The following is a 15570-nucleotide window of genomic DNA, read 5'->3' as shown; positions in this document are numbered from 1 at the left end:
CCCTCGGCGTCAGCACTCCCCTCCCGCTTGCGGGAGGGGCCGGGGGAGGGCCTGTCCGCACGCGAACCGCCGAGGATACAGCCCCTCCCCTAACCCCTCCCGCAAGCGGGAGGGGAACCGGTGCCGTCGCCCTCATCGTCCTCCCGCTCGACCACGGCTTCACCTCGCCCGACATCGCGCTGCTGACCGAACAGGACATGCTCGGCGACCGCCTGGTCCGCCGCAACAAGCGCAAGAAGTCGACCGACGCCTTCCTCGCCGAACTCGCCACCCTCTCCCCCGGCGACCTCGTCGTGCATATCGAGCATGGCATCGGCCGCTACGAAGGGCTCACGCAAATCCCGGTGCAACAGGCACCGCACGACTGCGTCGCCCTCTCCTATGCCGGCGGCGACAAGCTCTACGTTCCGGTCGAAAATCTCGAAGTCCTCTCCCGCTACGGCTCCTCCGAAGAAACCGCGACGCTAGACCGCCTCGGCGGCGAAGCCTGGCAGCGGCGCAAGGCCAAGATGAAGGAGCGCATCCGCGAAATCGCGGGTGAACTCATCGCCACCGCCGCCAAGCGCGCGCTGCGCCCCGCCGACGTGGCCGAGACCGATCCCGGCAGCTACCCCGTCTTCGTCGACCGCTTCCCCTTCCAGGAAACCGACGATCAGGACCGCGCCATCGGCGACGTGCTCGAGGATCTCGCCGCCGGCAAGCCGATGGACCGCCTCGTCGTCGGCGATGTCGGCTTCGGCAAGACCGAAGTGGCCCTGCGCGCCGCCTTCGTCGCGGCGATGGCGGGGATGCAGGTCGCGGTCGTCTGCCCCACCACGCTCCTCGCGCGCCAGCATTACACCAACTTCGTCCAGCGCTTCGAAGGCTTTCCGATCCAGGTCGGCCGCCTCTCCCGCCTCGTCCCTGCGGCCGAGGCCAAGGCGACGAAGGAAGGGCTCGAAGCCGGCACCATCGACATCGTCGTCGGCACCCACGCCGTCCTTGCCAAGGGCGTCGAGTTCAAGCGCCTCGGCCTCGTCATCGTGGACGAGGAACAGCGCTTCGGCGTCACGCACAAGGAGCGGCTGAAGGCGCTCAAGACCGACGTCCACATGCTCACCCTCACCGCCACGCCGATCCCGCGCACGCTGCAGATGGCGATGTCGGGCCTGCGCGAACTCTCCGTCATCCAGACCCCGCCGGTCGATCGCCTCGCGGTCCGCACCTATGTCATGCCGTGGGACCCCGTGGTCCTGCGCGAAGCCCTGCTGCGCGAACATTATCGCGGCGGGCAGAGCTTCTTCGTCACCCCGCGCATCGCCGACCTGCCCGATATCGAGAAGTTCCTGCGTGAGGACGTGCCCGAAGTCCGCTACGTCGTCGCCCACGGCCAGATGGCGGCGAGCGAGGTCGAGGAGCGCATGTCCGCCTTCTACGACAAGAAATATGAGGTGCTGGTCTCCACCACCATCATCGAATCCGGCCTCGACATCCCGTCCGCCAACACGATGATCGTCAACCGCGCCGACCGCTTTGGCCTCGCCCAGCTCTATCAGCTGCGCGGTCGCGTCGGGCGCGCCAAGACCCGCGCCTATGCCTATATGACCACCGCGCCCCAGCGGCTGATGACCGAGGGCGCGGAAAAGCGCCTCAAGGTCCTCTCCGACCTCGATTCACTGGGCGCGGGGTTTCAGCTCGCCAGCCACGATCTCGACATTCGCGGCGCGGGCAATCTGCTCGGCGACGAACAGTCCGGGCATATCAAGGAGGTCGGCTACGAACTCTACCAGTCGATGCTGGAGGAAGCGATCATGGACGCCAAGGCCGGCGGCATCCGCGACGACGCCCGCCCGCGCGACCTGTCGCCGCAGATCACCGTCGACGCCCCGATCCTCATCCCCGAAACCTTCGTCCCCGACCTCGACCTGCGCATGGGCCTCTACCGCCGCCTGAACGAGGTCGAGGACAAGCGTGGCATCGACGAATTCGCCGCCGAGATGATCGACCGCTTCGGCAAGCTGCCCGAGGAGACCGAAAACCTCCTCACCCTGATCGAGGCCAAGCTGAACGCCAAGCGCGCCTGCATCGCCAAGATCGACGTCGGCCCAAAGGGCGCGCTCGTCACCTTCCACGAAGACAAATTCCCCAGCGTCGAAGGCCTGATGGCCTATGTCGAACGCCTCGACGGCACCGCCAAGCTGCGCCCCGACATGAAACTGGTCGTGGCGCGAGCGTTCGCGACGCCAAAGGCCCGGCTGAACGCCGCGCTGCAGATTTCGCGGGGGTTGGCTAAGGCGGCGGGGTGAGGGGTCTCGCGCTGCGCAGCCGCATCTAACCTCGGTGTAACCGCATCGCGTGTCCCATATCAGGTCTGTCAGTTGACTTTCGCTCTTCATTGCGCGTGTAAATTGCCTTTGATTCGGGGAAGATAGAGCGCTTTTCGCAAGACGAGCTATTCGCGAAACGCGGTCGGTTAGACTTGGGGGCAGTCTGGAATGAAGCGGTGGATACCCGCGCTCGCGATCGTGGCGAGCGCCAATCTTGTGATGGCTTCCGATGATGCAAGCGCGCAGCGGCGCAAGGGTGGAAAGCGACCCGTTGCGGCAGCTGCCGTTCCCGCCGCCTCACAGATTTGGGGTCCGCTGACACCGCTCGCAGGAACTGCATGGCTCGATGAAAAATCCGGCGACGTCATCCAGTATCGCTGGAAGCTGCGCAATGAGATCCTCGCCATTGAAACCTATTCGCGGTCCGAAACGGAGCCGCAAATCGACGAAGTCCGGCTCGCACCCAATGGACTGTCGCTTACCCGGGTAACCGTGCAGCCGACCTCCGCAATGCAACGTCAATATGTGCTGGAAATGCCGCGCGCAGGCGTTCTGATCGAAGCCGAGGCAGTCGGCGCGACGATTACGCGGCGAACGCTCAGGCTAACTCCTGAACGGATCTTCGTCGATAGCGAGATCACCGTGAACGGCGCGACCCGGCCGGGCGCAAGCGTCGAATGGCGTAAGCTCAGCTCAGCCGAATTGCCTGAGCAACTCGGCCGAATTGCGGCAGCGCAGGCAGCCCAACGCGCCGAGCAGGCGGAGCTGGCCAAGGTCTGGGGGCCGTTTGTCCAATTGGCAGGCACCGACTGGAAGTGGCGATCGGGCAAATCGGATTACGTCTCGGAATATCGCTGGCGCGAACCCGGAAAATCGCTCGTCGTCACCCATAATGCGTCGCGAAAGGGGGAGAGCTATCAGGAGATCGTGACGCTCGACCCCGCAAGTGGAGCGTTGACGGGCACCGGAGCCGGAGGCGAATATCGCTATAGCCTTGAGGACGGCGCCATCGTTGCGACGGCGTCGAGCAACAAGATTCGCACCACCCGCAAGCTGATCGACGCGACCAGCTATCAACTCGTCACGCATAAGCGGAAGGGCGAAAGCTGGATACCGGACGAGAATATTCTCGTGCAAAGCGCGGTTGGCGGAGTTCCCACCGTCCCCATTCAGTTGATGGCGACGAGTGGTGCCATCGTATCGAGCGAAGCGCTGCAAGTGGCGGTGCCGATCGCGCCACCCGCGGCTCCCGACCGGGCCGAGCAGGTCGCTGTGCAGCAGGCTGCTCCTCCCGCGCCTCCTGAGCCCGCAAAGAAGAAAGGGGGCGGATTGCTCGCGACCCTCGGCCGGGTCGGAGAGGTCATGGTGGCGACGACGGGTGCCAACCTGCTCACGAACGCACTGACCAAGGAAACCGGCATTGCAATGGACCCGACCGGAGCCTCTCCGGGCGGGCAGTCAATCCTCGGCGCGATTCGCGGAAACCCTGCCAGCGCATCCGGCGGCGGCGCTCCTTCGGCACCCGCAGGCTCGGCAGCACCAGCTGGAAAGGGCTATGCTGCGCGCCCCAATATCCTGTCGGGGCATCCAGCCTGCCGGGGCTATACCGTCGACAACTACAAGCAATACTTCCAGCAGAATTCGAAGGGGCCGGATGTTCAGCTCCATTCGCTCTGTGCTGGAGCCTATAATTATTACTGGATGTATTTGAATGCGATCAGGCAGGGCTACAGCCAGGCTGATAGTGATCGGACTTATGCCGCGTTTACGGATTCCGCCAAGGTCGCGATAAACTTTTACGAAACCGCGCGCTGAGCGAACGGGAGACGCGATGCGCCGATTCGCCTTCATGCTGCTGGCTGCACTTGTGCTGCTATGGGCGGGCACACCGTCGACGCCTGCGCAAACGCCGCTCAGTGTCTATTATTGCACGCTGCACAATGTGAGTTCGGACATTCTCTACATGTCCCCGGTTCGGTCGGTCGGGCCCGTGGCCGAACGTGCCTCCTACGGCCCCGCTTATGCTGCCGAACTGGAAGCTGCCGGTTTGGTACCAGCGGGTTCCGCACCGAAGTGCACGATGCGCGCTACCGATGCCGAGATTGAGGAAGGGCGCGCCAACGCCCTGCGCCACTGCGGCACGTGCGGGCCCGCGACCCGCCTCGTGGTTGCTGGCCGGGGCAGCGGCGGGCCGACGGGCGCGCCACCTGCAACACGCCGCACACAAGGTTCCGGCGCTTCGCGCTTCGAAGCTCCAGAAGTGTCGATCAGACGCCAGTTTCAGCAGAACTCGCCCGGAACATGCCTCGTCGATCGCGGCGGCGGGGTTCGCTGCACGGGTGGCGTGCAGGACGGCAAGCCGCTGCCGGGCTTTTCTGTAGACCCTGCACCTCGACCACAAGCAATGATCGAGTCACCACCGGCCGGTCGGGCATATCTTTGCAAGAAGCGCGTGGCCGGACGGTGTGTCGATGCGCCCGTGACAACGCCGACGCCGATGCCCAGGCCATCCCCCCTGCCTGGTTCCGGCACGATCAGGCCGACGCCCAAACCGACACCCGCGCCGAGCCCGAAGCCAAAGCCCACCCCGGCGCCGAAACCGAAACCCACGCCCACGCCACTGCCGCAACTGCAGACCGTCTGCGCCACTTTGGACGTCTACGGCAATGCCCAGTCGGTAACGATCACGCTGCGATGGCCCGAGATTCAGGTCCACGTGTCGGGTCACACCCGGCTGTTCATGCGCAACCTGGGGACCGGTGCCGAATATAAGCTTGGCGCGACGCGCTATTCCATCCCGGCCGGGACCTATCGGCTTTGGGCAAACGGACCGGCAGTGGGAGGACCCTTCGGAAATGGCAACATCTCGGCCTGCGCGACCTACCGGGTGGCGTAGGGCGGCGGTTGAAGTCATGGCAGACGGGGCTCGCGCCTGAACGATCGAGGGCGTCCAGCCGGCCGGAGCGCCCTTCCCCGCTTGCAATGTTGGACCCGATATGTTCTCATTCCCCGGTCGCATTTCGACCGCTCTTTGACCCCGTCGATCGCCCCGCCGCCGGACCCGCGCTGTCCGTGGTCCGAAGCTGACACCCCGCCTGACACACGCGCATATTTGTCAGCTTCGTCAGCCCCGCCCCGGCACCATCCGCCCGCAACCCGGCGCAAGCTGACAGGATGCAGCGCGTTCCGCGTAACTTCGTCAGTTTCGCGTTAGCCCTCTCCGGCCCCACCCGTACCGTGCCGGACTGCACGACAGCGTAAAGCCAGTGCAAACTTCCGCGCCGCCGCCCGCCGATCCGGCCATGCGCCGCCGCGCGGCCCGGTTCGGCGCTGCGCCCGTTTTCCCCGCCATCCGCCGCGCAAAACTTGGTGCGGACCGGTCCGCGTCTGCGTATGACGGCGCAGCCCTACGGGATTCGGCTCGGCACGGATGCGCGCGACTTATGACGGTGATTGAGGGACTCGCGGCGCCCGCGACGACCATCTTCGAACGCATGTCACGCGCCGCCGCGGCGAGCGGCGCGATCAACCTTGGACAGGGCTTTCCCGACCTGCCCGAGCCGCCCGAGCTGATCGCCGCCGCGCAATCCGCGCTCAGCGGGCACAGCAACCAATATCCCCCGATGCGCGGCCTGCCCCGGCTGCGACAGGCGATCGCGGCCTTTTATGCCCGCGAACAGGGGCTTGAGCTTGCCGAGGACGCGGTGCTCGTCACCTCCGGCGCGACAGAGGCGCTGGCGGCCGCGATCCTGGCGCTGGTCCGCCCGGGGGATGAGGTCATTCTGGTCCAGCCGCTCTATGACGCCTATGTCCCGCTGGTGCAGCGTGCCGGGGGCGTTGCGCGGTTCGTCGATCTGACCCCGCCGGCCTGGACGCTGCCGCTCGACGCGCTGTTCGCGGCGACGAGTGCGCGGACGCGGATGTTGATCCTCAACACGCCCAACAATCCGGCGGGCAGCCGGATCGACCGGGCGACGCTGGAGGCCATCGCGACCTGGGCGCAGCGGCACGGCGTGATCCTGCTGTGCGATGAGGTGTGGGAGGCGATGCAGTTCGACGGCGCCGGCCATGTCTCGCCGCTCGCCATTCCCGGCCTGCGCGACCACACGGTCAAGATCGGGTCGGCGGGCAAGATTTTTTCGCTGACCGGGTGGAAGGTCGGCTGGGCCTGCGCCGCGCCGGAGCTGATCGCGCAGATCGGGGCCAGCCACCAGTTCCTGACCTTCACCACCCCGCCGATGCTGCAATGGGCGGTGGCGGAGGGGCTGGACCTTCCCGCCGCCTGGCACGCCGCGCACCGCGCGCGCTATCAGCCGGGCCGGGCCCGCCTGATCGCCGGGCTGCAGGATGCGGGCTATGCCGTGCTGCCCAGTGCCGCGACCTGGTTCGTGACGATCGATCTCGCCGCGTCGGGGATCGCGCTGGACGACCAGAGCTTCTGCGAGCGGTCGATCCCCGAGGCCGGCGTCGCGGCGATCCCGATCAGTTCCTTCTATGCCCGGGCGCCGCTGACGGGCTATGTCCGCCTCTGTTTCGCGAAGGGCGCTGACACGCTGGATGCCGCGGTCGAACGTCTGGGCGCGTTTCGAAAGAGCCTGTCGTGATGGATGATGCCGCCGCTGCCGCCGCGCTGATCGTCGAGACGGGTCGCCGCCTCGATGCCCGCGGCCTCGCCCCCGCCACCGCCGGCAACTATTCGATCCGGCTCGCCGATGGCAGCATCGCCGTAACCGTGTCCGGCGCGCACAAGGGACGGCTGACGCCCGACGGAGTGATGCGCGTCGATGCGACCGGCCGCCCGCTCGATGCCAAGCGCCCCTCCGCCGAGACCTTGCTCCACTGCCTGGTCTATGAATGCGACCCCGGCGCGGGGGCGGTGCTGCACACCCATTCGGTCTCCGGCACCGTGCTCAGCCGCGCGCTGGGCGACGCGATCGTCCTGAGCGGCTATGAATTGCTCAAGATCTTTCCCGGCACCGACACCCACGACACCAGCATCGCGATCCCGATCGTCGACAACAGCCAGGACATGACCGCCTTGGCGCAGCAGCTGCGGCCCGTGCTTGCGGCGCAACGCCCGATCGTCCCGGCCTTCTACATCCGCGGCCATGGGCTTTATGGCTGGGGCCCGACGATGGACGCTGCCGAAAATATGATCGAAGCCATCGAGTTCCTGCTCACCTGCGCGTGGGAGGAACTGAAGCGCGAAGGTGCCAAGCGATGACCAGCCTGACCCAGTATGACGACGCCGCGCCGTATGCCGTGCGCCAGCAGCTTTCCGATGATGCCGCCATCGCCGCAGCGCTGGCCCCGCACGGCATCCTGCTGGAGCGCTGGGTGCCAAAGGCGCCGCTGGCGGCTGCGTCTAGCGATGCCGATATTCTCGCAGCCTATGCCGATGACATCGACGCGCTGAAGGCCCGCGGCGGTTATCAGAGCTGCGACGTGCTGCGGCTCGACCCCGACCATCCCCAGCGCGCCGAACTGCGCGCCAGGTTTCTGGCCGAACATATCCACCATGACGATGAGGTGCGCTTTTTCGTCGAAGGCGCTGGCCTGTTTTACATCCATGCCGGCGGGCTGGTCCATGCGCTGGAATGCACGGCGGGCGATCTCATCGCGGTACCGGCCGGCACGCACCATTGGTTCGACACGGGGGAACGGCCGAGCTTTACCGTGATCCGGCTGTTCACCTTGCCCGACGGTTGGGTGGCGCAGTTCACCGGCGATCCGATCGCCGACGCCATCCCGCTCTATCAAGGCATCGCCGCGTGACGCCCAGCGCGATCGTCACCGATATCGAAGGAACCACGTCGAGCATCGCGTTCGTCCATGACGTGCTGTTTCCCTATAGCCGGGCGCGGCTGGCGGCCTATGTCGCGGCGCACGCGGCCAGGCCGGATATGGCGGCGATCCTCGACGCCGTGCGCGCCGAAGCCGGGGTGCCCGCGCTCGACACCGCTGGCTGCACGGCGCTGCTGCTCGAATGGCACGATGCCGATCGCAAGATCGCGCCGCTCAAGGCGCTGCAGGGGCTGATCTGGGCAAATGGCTATGCCACGGGCGCGCTTCAGGGCCATGTCTATCCAGACGCGGTTGCGGGGCTGAAGCGCTGGCATGCGCGCGGGATTAAGCTCTACGTCTATTCCTCCGGCTCGGTCGCCGCGCAGAAATTGATCTTCGGCCATACCGCCGATGGCGACCTCACGCCCCTGTTTTCCGGCTATTTCGACACCGCCATCGGCGGGAAGAAGGAGGCCGCTTCCTATGCCGCCGTCGCCGACGCCATCGGCGTTCCGCCGGGCGAAATCCTGTTCCTTTCCGATGTCGCTGCGGAACTGGATGCAGCGGCCTCGGCGGGGCTGATGGTGACGTTGCTGGCCCGCGATGCTGCGCCGCTGGCATCGCCCTATCCGGTGGCCGAGGGCTTCAACGCAATTTTGCCGGAAGGAGCGTTCGCATGAGGATCGACGGCGTCACCACCCGCTCGATCTGGGTCGAGCCGGATGGGTGGTCGGTCGGTATCTTCGATCAGCGTCTGCTGCCCTGGACGGTCGAGCGCATGGTACTGCGCAGCGTCGAGGATGCCGCCACCGCGATCGCCGACATGGCGACCCGTGGTGCACCGATGATCGGGGCGGTCGCGGCCTATGGCCTGGCCTTCGGGCTCAAGGCCGCCCCCTCCGACGCCGGTCTGGTCGCCAGCTTCGATCGGCTGCGCAACACCCGTCCGACTGCGGTCAACCTGCTCTGGGCGCTGGACCGCGTGCGCCGTGCCGTCTCCCCGCTGCCGCCCGCGCAGCGTGCCGCCGCTGCGCATGACGAAGCGGCGCGCATCTGCGACGAAGATGTGGCGATGAACCGCGCGATCGGCGAAGCCGGGCTCGGCATCATTCGCGACATCGCCGCGCGCAAGGGTGGGGCACCGGTCAACATCCTCACCCATTGCAATGCCGGCTGGCTGGCCACGGTCGACTGGGGCACGGCGACCGCGCCGCTTTACCGCGCGCATGACGAGGGCATCGCGCTGCACGTGTGGGTGGACGAAACGCGTCCGCGCAACCAGGGCGCGCTCACCGCCTTCGAACTCGCCGCACATGGCGTGCCGCACAGCTATATCGTCGACAATGCCGGGGGCTTGCTCATGCAACGCGGTGAGGTCGACATGGTCATCGTCGGCACCGACCGGGTGACCGCCAATGGCGATGTCTGCAACAAGATCGGCACCTATCTGAAGGCGCTGGCCGCACAGGCGCACGGCGTGCCCTTCTACGTGGCGCTGCCATCATCGACCTATGACCCGGCGACCCCGACCGGGGCCGGCGTCCCGATCGAGGAGCGCAATAGCGAAGAGGTCGCGTTTGTTGTCGGTGAGGGCGGCCAGAAGCTGCGGGTCACAAGCGCTCCCGTGCGCAACCCTGCCTTTGACATCACCCCGGCAGCGCTCGTCACCGGCTATGTGACCGAGGCGGGGGTCGCGGCGGATGCCGCCGCACTGGCGGCCATGCTCGACGCGCGCATCCTGCCGACCTGATCGACGCGTCACGACGCCCCTGACCTTGACTTATGTCAACGCTGCTGCCATATCGCGGCGCAGCGAGGCGTTATGCAGCGTGATCGGGTTCCGGTGACCATCCGGCCCCTGGCTCCGCCTCGGTTGATTGCTCGGCTTCCCAAATCACGCGGGTCGTCAATTTTTTGACCCGCCTGCGCGCGCGCATTCCGCATGCGCGCTGGCCGTTATGCAAAGAGACTCCATGACTGAATTCAAGACCCTCGGCCTGTCCGAGACCACGCTGGCTGCGCTGTCGGCAAAGGGGTACACCACCGCGACCCCGATCCAGGCGCAGTCGATCCCCGCGCTGCTCGAAGGGCGCGACCTGCTCGGCATCGCACAGACCGGCACCGGCAAGACCGCCGCGTTCATGCTCCCCTCGATCGAGCGGCTCGTCGCGTCGAACAAGCGCGCGCAGCCGCGTGGGTGCCGCATGCTCGTCCTCGCCCCGACCCGCGAACTGGCCAGCCAGATCGCGCAGAGCGCCCGCGACTATAGCAAGGGCACCAAGCTCAGCGTCGCGACCGTGTTCGGCGGCACGTCGATCCACAAGAACAAGACCGACCTGGCCCGCGGTGTCGACATCGTCGTCGCGACCCCCGGCCGCCTCGTCGACCTGATCGAGCAATGCTACGCCATCCTGCTCGGCATCGAGATCCTGGTGCTGGACGAGGCCGACCAGATGATGGACCTGGGTTTCATCCACGCATTGAAGCGCATCGTCCGTGAGCTGCCCAGCAAGCGCCAGACCCTGTTCTTCTCGGCCACCATGCCCAAGTCGATCCGCGACCTCGCGACCCAGTTCATCAAGGATCCGGTCGAGGTTAAGGTGACCCCCGTCGCCACCACTGCCGAGCGGGTCGAGCAGTTCGTGACTCACGTCAACCAGAGCGAGAAACAGTCGCTGCTGACGATCGCGCTGCGCGACGCGAGCATCGACCGCGCTTTGGTCTTCACCCGCACCAAGCATGGCGCCGACCGCGTCGTGAAGCTGCTGGCGGCGAGCGGAATCGCGGCGAACGCGATCCACGGCAACAAGAGCCAGCCGCAGCGTGAGCGTGCGCTGGGCGAGTTCAAGTCGGGCAAGGTCAAGATCCTGGTCGCGACCGACATCGCCGCGCGCGGCATCGACGTGTCTGGAGTGAGCCATGTGTTCAACTTCGAACTGCCCAATGTGCCCGACCAATATGTCCACCGCATCGGCCGCACCGCGCGTGCCGGCGCGACCGGCATCGCCATCAGCTACTGCGCCGATGACGAGCGGCCGTATCTGCGCGACATCGAAAAGCTGATCCGTCAGAAGGTGACGATCCAGCCGCTGCCCGAGGACTTCCTCGCCGAATCCGCCCGGATCAAGTCGAGCCGCGGCCCGATCCCGATGAGCCGCGACGAGATCAACGGCCGCAACGGCCGCACGATGCAGGACCGCAACGCGCATCACCGCGCCGCCCAGCGCGACCGCGGCCCGCGCGGCAATCCGGCGGGTGAGCGCCGCGAAACACTCGGCACCGCCCCACGCGGTGGCGAAGGCGCAGCGGCCGGCGACAAGCCGCGCTTCTACGGCCCGCGCAAGAAGAAGTTCACCCCGCGTCCCGCTGGCGCCACCGGCGGCCAGCGCAGCGGCGGCGGCCAGGGCCAGCGTCGCGGCTAACCGATCCCCGCTCCTCCCGGCCCGGCCGGGGGGAGCGGATCAGTTGGCGGAGACCGGCTTGATCGCCTTTGCGAACGCCAGCACCGACGGCATCAGTGCGCGGATATCGGCATCGGTCGTGCCGGGCGCATATCGATAGATCGTCACGACCTTGCCCGACACGACGGTCATGCACCCGCTCATCGCCAGCGTATATTTGATTCCCCGCTCCGGTGCGACCATGTCGAGGACCGCGCCGAGATACAGGCAGTGGGCGTCCTGGCCATAGCCGAGCACCTCGCCCTTGACCTGAACCGGGCTGCCCATGGTGCGCGACAGGTTGGTGCTCGCCTCTTCCACATCCTTAGCCGAGGAGGCCGCTTTCAGCGCCGGCCCTACGGCTCGCTGAAATTCGGCGGTATTGGTGCGGACGGCCAGCAGTTCGTTCGGCGTCTTGAGGATGAAATAGTCCTTCCACGCCTTGTCCGCGTCGCACGATAACGCGGTCAGATGCGTGACGTTGCGATTGTCCGCACTCGCCAGCATTTGCGCGACAGCAGCAGCCTTGCCTTCCGTCGCAGAACAATAGCCCGCCGGCAGCGCGGCGGTGAACTCGACCAATCCCACGCGAAAGCGGCTCTGGGCGACGGCGGGGGTGACGATAGCGGCGACCAGGCCGGCCATAAGAAGCGATTTCATGGGGCGATGCTAACGCACTTCCATGCGAAATCGAGCGCCCTTACCGCCGCGTCGGCCTACGCCCGCGCTCCCGTGCCAGTTCATCCGCACGCCCGGCGATCAGCCGCGCGACCCGGTCGGCACCGATTGTCGCCTCGTTCCCGCCACGCCCGATCAGCGGCGCAGCGCGGCGATACAGCGCCAGCGCCTTGTCGAATTCGCCTGCCGATTCGGCGCACAGGCCAAGGTCGAAGGTGATCGACGGATGGTTCGGCGCCTGCGTGTCCATCGCCGCCCAGGCTGCGCAGGCGGCGGGCAGGTCACGCTGCGTCTGCTTGACGATATCCTTGAACGGACGCTCGAGCGGCTTGGGCAGGCCGCGCGTGCTTTCGCGAAAGCGGATCGAATAGAGTTCGACCGACGGAACGATGTCGCTGCGGACGGATTCGGCGATGTCGATGATCATCCCGCGAATCGCCTCTTCGGTCGTGCGCGCCGGGTCCTGGCCGCGGCACCAGCTGGTTTCATCGCGGCGCGGACGCGACACGCCATAGACGACGCGCGCCCGCGCATCGGTGATGCGCAGATCGGCATTCACATTGATGATGCGCCGGGTGCAATCCTTTTCGACTTCTTCCTCGCGCAGGCATTTGCCGTCGCGTTTGCCGCCCTCGCGCTCGACACACTCCTTCTCCTTGCGCTTGAACCGCGTTTCCTGAACGCCGGTGACGACATTGCCGTTGAGCAGGCCGTCGGCATCGCCGCCGGGTCCGCCAATCAGCTCGAAATGAGTCCGCCCCTCGATATCCGGCCGCCCCAATGCGCGTTCGATGGCCAGCGCGAGCTGCATCCCGTCCTCGCCCCCGATCCGCCCGACCCGCAGCGAATCGAGCATCGCGGCGTCGCGATAGGGCGCTGCGAAGCGTCCGGTCATGCGCACGCTTTCGGCATAAGCGGCGGTCGCAAACAGGCTGGCGGCGGCAACGGCGAGTCCGGCGCGGATCGGCAACGGAAGCATGGCATTTCCCCCTGAGCAATCTCAGTACGCCGTTGTTTCGCACCCGGCGCGATCTGCGGCAAGCCCGCTGAGCACCCGCCGCCGTCATCGCACGGTCACACAGGTTGCATCCGGGCCACCCCTTTGCTAGGCGCGCGCCAACCCATCGGGGGTGCCGCACCGGCACACCCCCGAATCCCCATGGGGCCATTCTAGAGTCCAAGAGGAAACACGCGTCCGTGGATAATTCCGGCGGTATCCAAGCCAGCTTAAGCGGTCGTTATGCGACTGCGCTGTTCGATCTGGCGCGCGAGAGCGGTTCGATCGCGACGGTCGAATCGAGCCTCGCCACGGTCCGCCAAGCGCTGACCGAATCGGCCGACTTTGCGGCGCTGACCAAGAGCCCGCTGCTCGGTCGCGACGAAGCGGCGCGCGGCGTCGCTGCGGCGGCGGGCGCGATGAAGCTCGATCCGCTCACCATCCGCTTCGTTGGCGTGCTGGCCCAGAATCGCCGCCTGTCGGCGCTGCCCGGCATGATCCGCGACTTCCGCACGCTGGCCGCGCGCCATCGCGGCGAAGTGACCGCCGAAGTCGTGTCGGCGCACCCGCTCGACGCGGCGCAGGTCGCTGAACTGAAGACGCAGCTGCGCACCCGCGTCGGCCGCGACGTCACTGTCGACCTGTCGGTCGATCCCTCGCTCCTTGGCGGGCTGGTCGTGAAGATCGGCTCCCAGATGATCGACAGCTCGATCAAGACCCGTCTCAATTCCCTCGCGCATGCGATGAAAGGCTGAAAGCTAGAACCATGGATATCCGCGCCGCAGAAATCTCCAAGGTCATCAAGGACCAGATCGCCAATTTCGGCACCGAGGCAGAGGTCAGCGAGACCGGCCAGGTACTGAGCGTGGGTGACGGCATCGCGCGCGTCCACGGCCTCGACAATGTCCAGGCGGGCGAAATGGTCGAATTCGCCAATGGCGTTCAGGGCATGGCGCTGAACCTCGAAGCGGATAACGTCGGTATCGTGATCTTCGGCTCGGACTCGGAGATCAAGGAAGGCGACACCGTCAAGCGCACCGGCACCATCGTCGACGTGCCCGTCGGCAAGGGCCTGCTCGGCCGCGTCGTGGACGGCCTTGGCAACCCGATCGACGGCAAGGGCCCGATCGTCTCCGACCAGCGTTCGCGCGTCGAAGTGAAGGCGCCGGGCATCATCCCGCGCAAGTCGGTGCATGAGCCGGTGCAGACCGGCCTCAAGGCGATCGACGCGCTCGTCCCCGTCGGCCGCGGCCAGCGCGAGCTGATCATCGGCGACCGTCAGACCGGCAAGTCGGCCGTCGCGATCGACACCTTCATCAACCAGAAGACCGTCAACGCCGGCACCGACGAGAGCAAGAAGCTCTATTGCGTGTATGTCGCCGTCGGCCAGAAGCGCTCGACCGTCGCACAGCTCGTCCGCACGCTCGAAGAAAATGGCGCGATGGAGTACTCGATCGTGGTCGCCGCGACCGCATCGGACCCCGCTCCGCTGCAGTTCCTCGCGCCCTACACCGGCTGCGCGATGGGCGAATATTTCCGCGACAACGGCATGCACGCCGTGATCGTCTATGACGATCTGTCGAAGCAGGCCGTCGCCTATCGTCAGATGTCGCTGCTGCTGCGCCGCCCGCCGGGCCGCGAAGCCTATCCGGGCGACGTCTTCTACCTCCACAGCCGCCTGCTGGAGCGCGCCGCGAAGCTCAACGAAGCCAATGGCTCGGGCTCGCTGACCGCGCTGCCGATCATCGAGACGCAGGCGGGCGACGTGTCGGCCTATATCCCGACCAACGTGATCTCGATCACCGACGGCCAGATCTTCCTTGAAACCGACCTGTTCTTCGCGGGCATCCGCCCGGCGATCAACGTCGGTCTGTCGGTGTCGCGCGTGGGTTCGTCGGCACAGACCAAGGCGATGAAGAAGGTGTCGGGCTCGATCAAGCTCGAGCTCGCCCAGTATCGCGAAATGGCCGCGTTCGCGCAGTTCGGTTCGGATCTCGACGCCTCGACGCAAAAGCTGCTCAACCGCGGTGCGCGCCTGACCGAGCTGCTGAAGCAGCCGCAGTTCTCGCCGCTGCCATTCGAAGAGCAGACCGTGTCGATCTTCGCCGGCACCAACGGCTATCTCGACAGCGTCGCGGTGACCGACGTCGTCCGCTACGAGGCCGCGATGCTCGCCGAAATGCGCAGCAAGCACGCCGACATCCTCGCCGCGATCCGCGACAGCAAGGATCTGAGCGACGACACCAAGGCGAAGCTAAAGGATGCGCTCGCCGCGTTCGGCAAGACGTTCGCGTAAAGCAAAATAGCCCTCTCTCCGCTCGCGGGGAGAGGGTTGGGAGAGGGGCATGAAAGCTCCACTCCCGAC

13 protein-coding genes are annotated in these 15570 nt (G+C 66.5%); 11 read left to right on the top strand and 2 right to left on the bottom strand.

All coding sequences use genetic code 11. The annotated features are described in order from the left end of the window. The 9 genes from mfd to AX681_RS23570 all read left to right on the top strand — a co-directional run. The coding region (gene mfd / locus AX681_RS23610) for a transcription-repair coupling factor (RefSeq protein WP_082749514.1) at positions 1-2285 on the top strand (2285 nt) is incomplete at its 5' end. Positions 2286-2504: 219 nt separating this feature from the next. After that, positions 2505-4121, top strand: a complete 1617-nt coding sequence (locus tag AX681_RS23605) for a hypothetical protein (protein WP_156456036.1) — start codon at positions 2505-2507, stop codon at positions 4119-4121. A 16-nt stretch (positions 4122-4137) separates the two neighbouring features. Next, positions 4138-5202, top strand: coding sequence for a hypothetical protein (locus AX681_RS23600; protein ID WP_156442592.1), 1065 nt, complete (start codon positions 4138-4140; stop codon positions 5200-5202). Positions 5203-5749: 547 nt separating this feature from the next. Then, positions 5750-6910, top strand: a complete 1161-nt coding sequence (locus tag AX681_RS23595) for an aminotransferase (protein WP_066656805.1) — start codon at positions 5750-5752, stop codon at positions 6908-6910. Then, positions 6910-7530 carry a methylthioribulose 1-phosphate dehydratase gene (locus AX681_RS23590; protein WP_066656807.1) on the top strand — a complete coding sequence of 207 codons (621 nt, stop codon included), beginning with the start codon at positions 6910-6912 and terminating at the stop codon, positions 7528-7530. Before AX681_RS23595 ends, AX681_RS23590 begins: the two co-directional genes overlap by 1 nt. After that, the gene (locus AX681_RS23585; protein ID WP_066656809.1) at positions 7527-8081 is read left to right on the top strand and encodes a 1,2-dihydroxy-3-keto-5-methylthiopentene dioxygenase; all 555 of its coding nucleotides are present in this window, start codon (positions 7527-7529) and stop codon (positions 8079-8081) included. The genes AX681_RS23590 and AX681_RS23585 overlap by 4 nt, the downstream gene beginning before the upstream one ends. After that, the gene (gene mtnC / locus AX681_RS23580) at positions 8078-8770 is read left to right on the top strand and encodes an acireductone synthase (protein ID WP_066656811.1); all 693 of its coding nucleotides are present in this window, start codon (positions 8078-8080) and stop codon (positions 8768-8770) included. Before AX681_RS23585 ends, mtnC begins: the two co-directional genes overlap by 4 nt. After that, positions 8767-9840, top strand: a complete 1074-nt coding sequence (mtnA, locus tag AX681_RS23575; RefSeq protein WP_066656812.1) for an S-methyl-5-thioribose-1-phosphate isomerase — start codon at positions 8767-8769, stop codon at positions 9838-9840. Before mtnC ends, mtnA begins: the two co-directional genes overlap by 4 nt. Positions 9841-10063: 223 nt before the next feature. Further along, entirely contained in the window at positions 10064-11512 is a 1449-nt protein-coding gene (locus tag AX681_RS23570) for a DEAD/DEAH box helicase (protein WP_066656814.1), read from the top strand. A 39-nt stretch (positions 11513-11551) separates the two neighbouring features. Here AX681_RS23570 and AX681_RS23565 read toward each other — a convergent pair whose 3' ends face one another. Both AX681_RS23565 and AX681_RS23560 read right to left on the bottom strand, forming a co-directional pair. Then, positions 11552-12190 carry a hypothetical protein gene (locus tag AX681_RS23565; RefSeq protein WP_066656816.1) on the bottom strand — a complete coding sequence of 213 codons (639 nt, stop codon included), beginning with the start codon at positions 12188-12190 and terminating at the stop codon, positions 11552-11554. 40 nt (positions 12191-12230) lie between these two features. Then, entirely contained in the window at positions 12231-13187 is a 957-nt protein-coding gene (locus tag AX681_RS23560) for a hypothetical protein (protein ID WP_066656818.1), read from the bottom strand. Between the two features lie 218 nt (positions 13188-13405). Here AX681_RS23560 and AX681_RS23555 point away from each other — a divergent pair, with 218 nt between their 5' ends. After that, complete coding sequence (locus AX681_RS23555) at positions 13406-13960, top strand: F0F1 ATP synthase subunit delta (protein WP_066656820.1); 555 nt, start codon at positions 13406-13408, stop codon at positions 13958-13960. Positions 13961-13971: 11 nt separating this feature from the next. Then, positions 13972-15501 carry a F0F1 ATP synthase subunit alpha gene (gene atpA / locus AX681_RS23550; protein ID WP_066656822.1) on the top strand — a complete coding sequence of 510 codons (1530 nt, stop codon included), beginning with the start codon at positions 13972-13974 and terminating at the stop codon, positions 15499-15501. Positions 15502-15570: the final 69 nt, after the last annotated feature.

This window comes from Sphingomonas sp. CCH9-E2, assembly GCF_001557215.1.
Lineage (GTDB): Bacteria > Pseudomonadota > Alphaproteobacteria > Sphingomonadales > Sphingomonadaceae > Sphingomonas.
The sequence above is the reverse complement of the archived record's forward strand: the minus strand, read 5'-3'. Positions and strand labels throughout refer to the sequence as shown.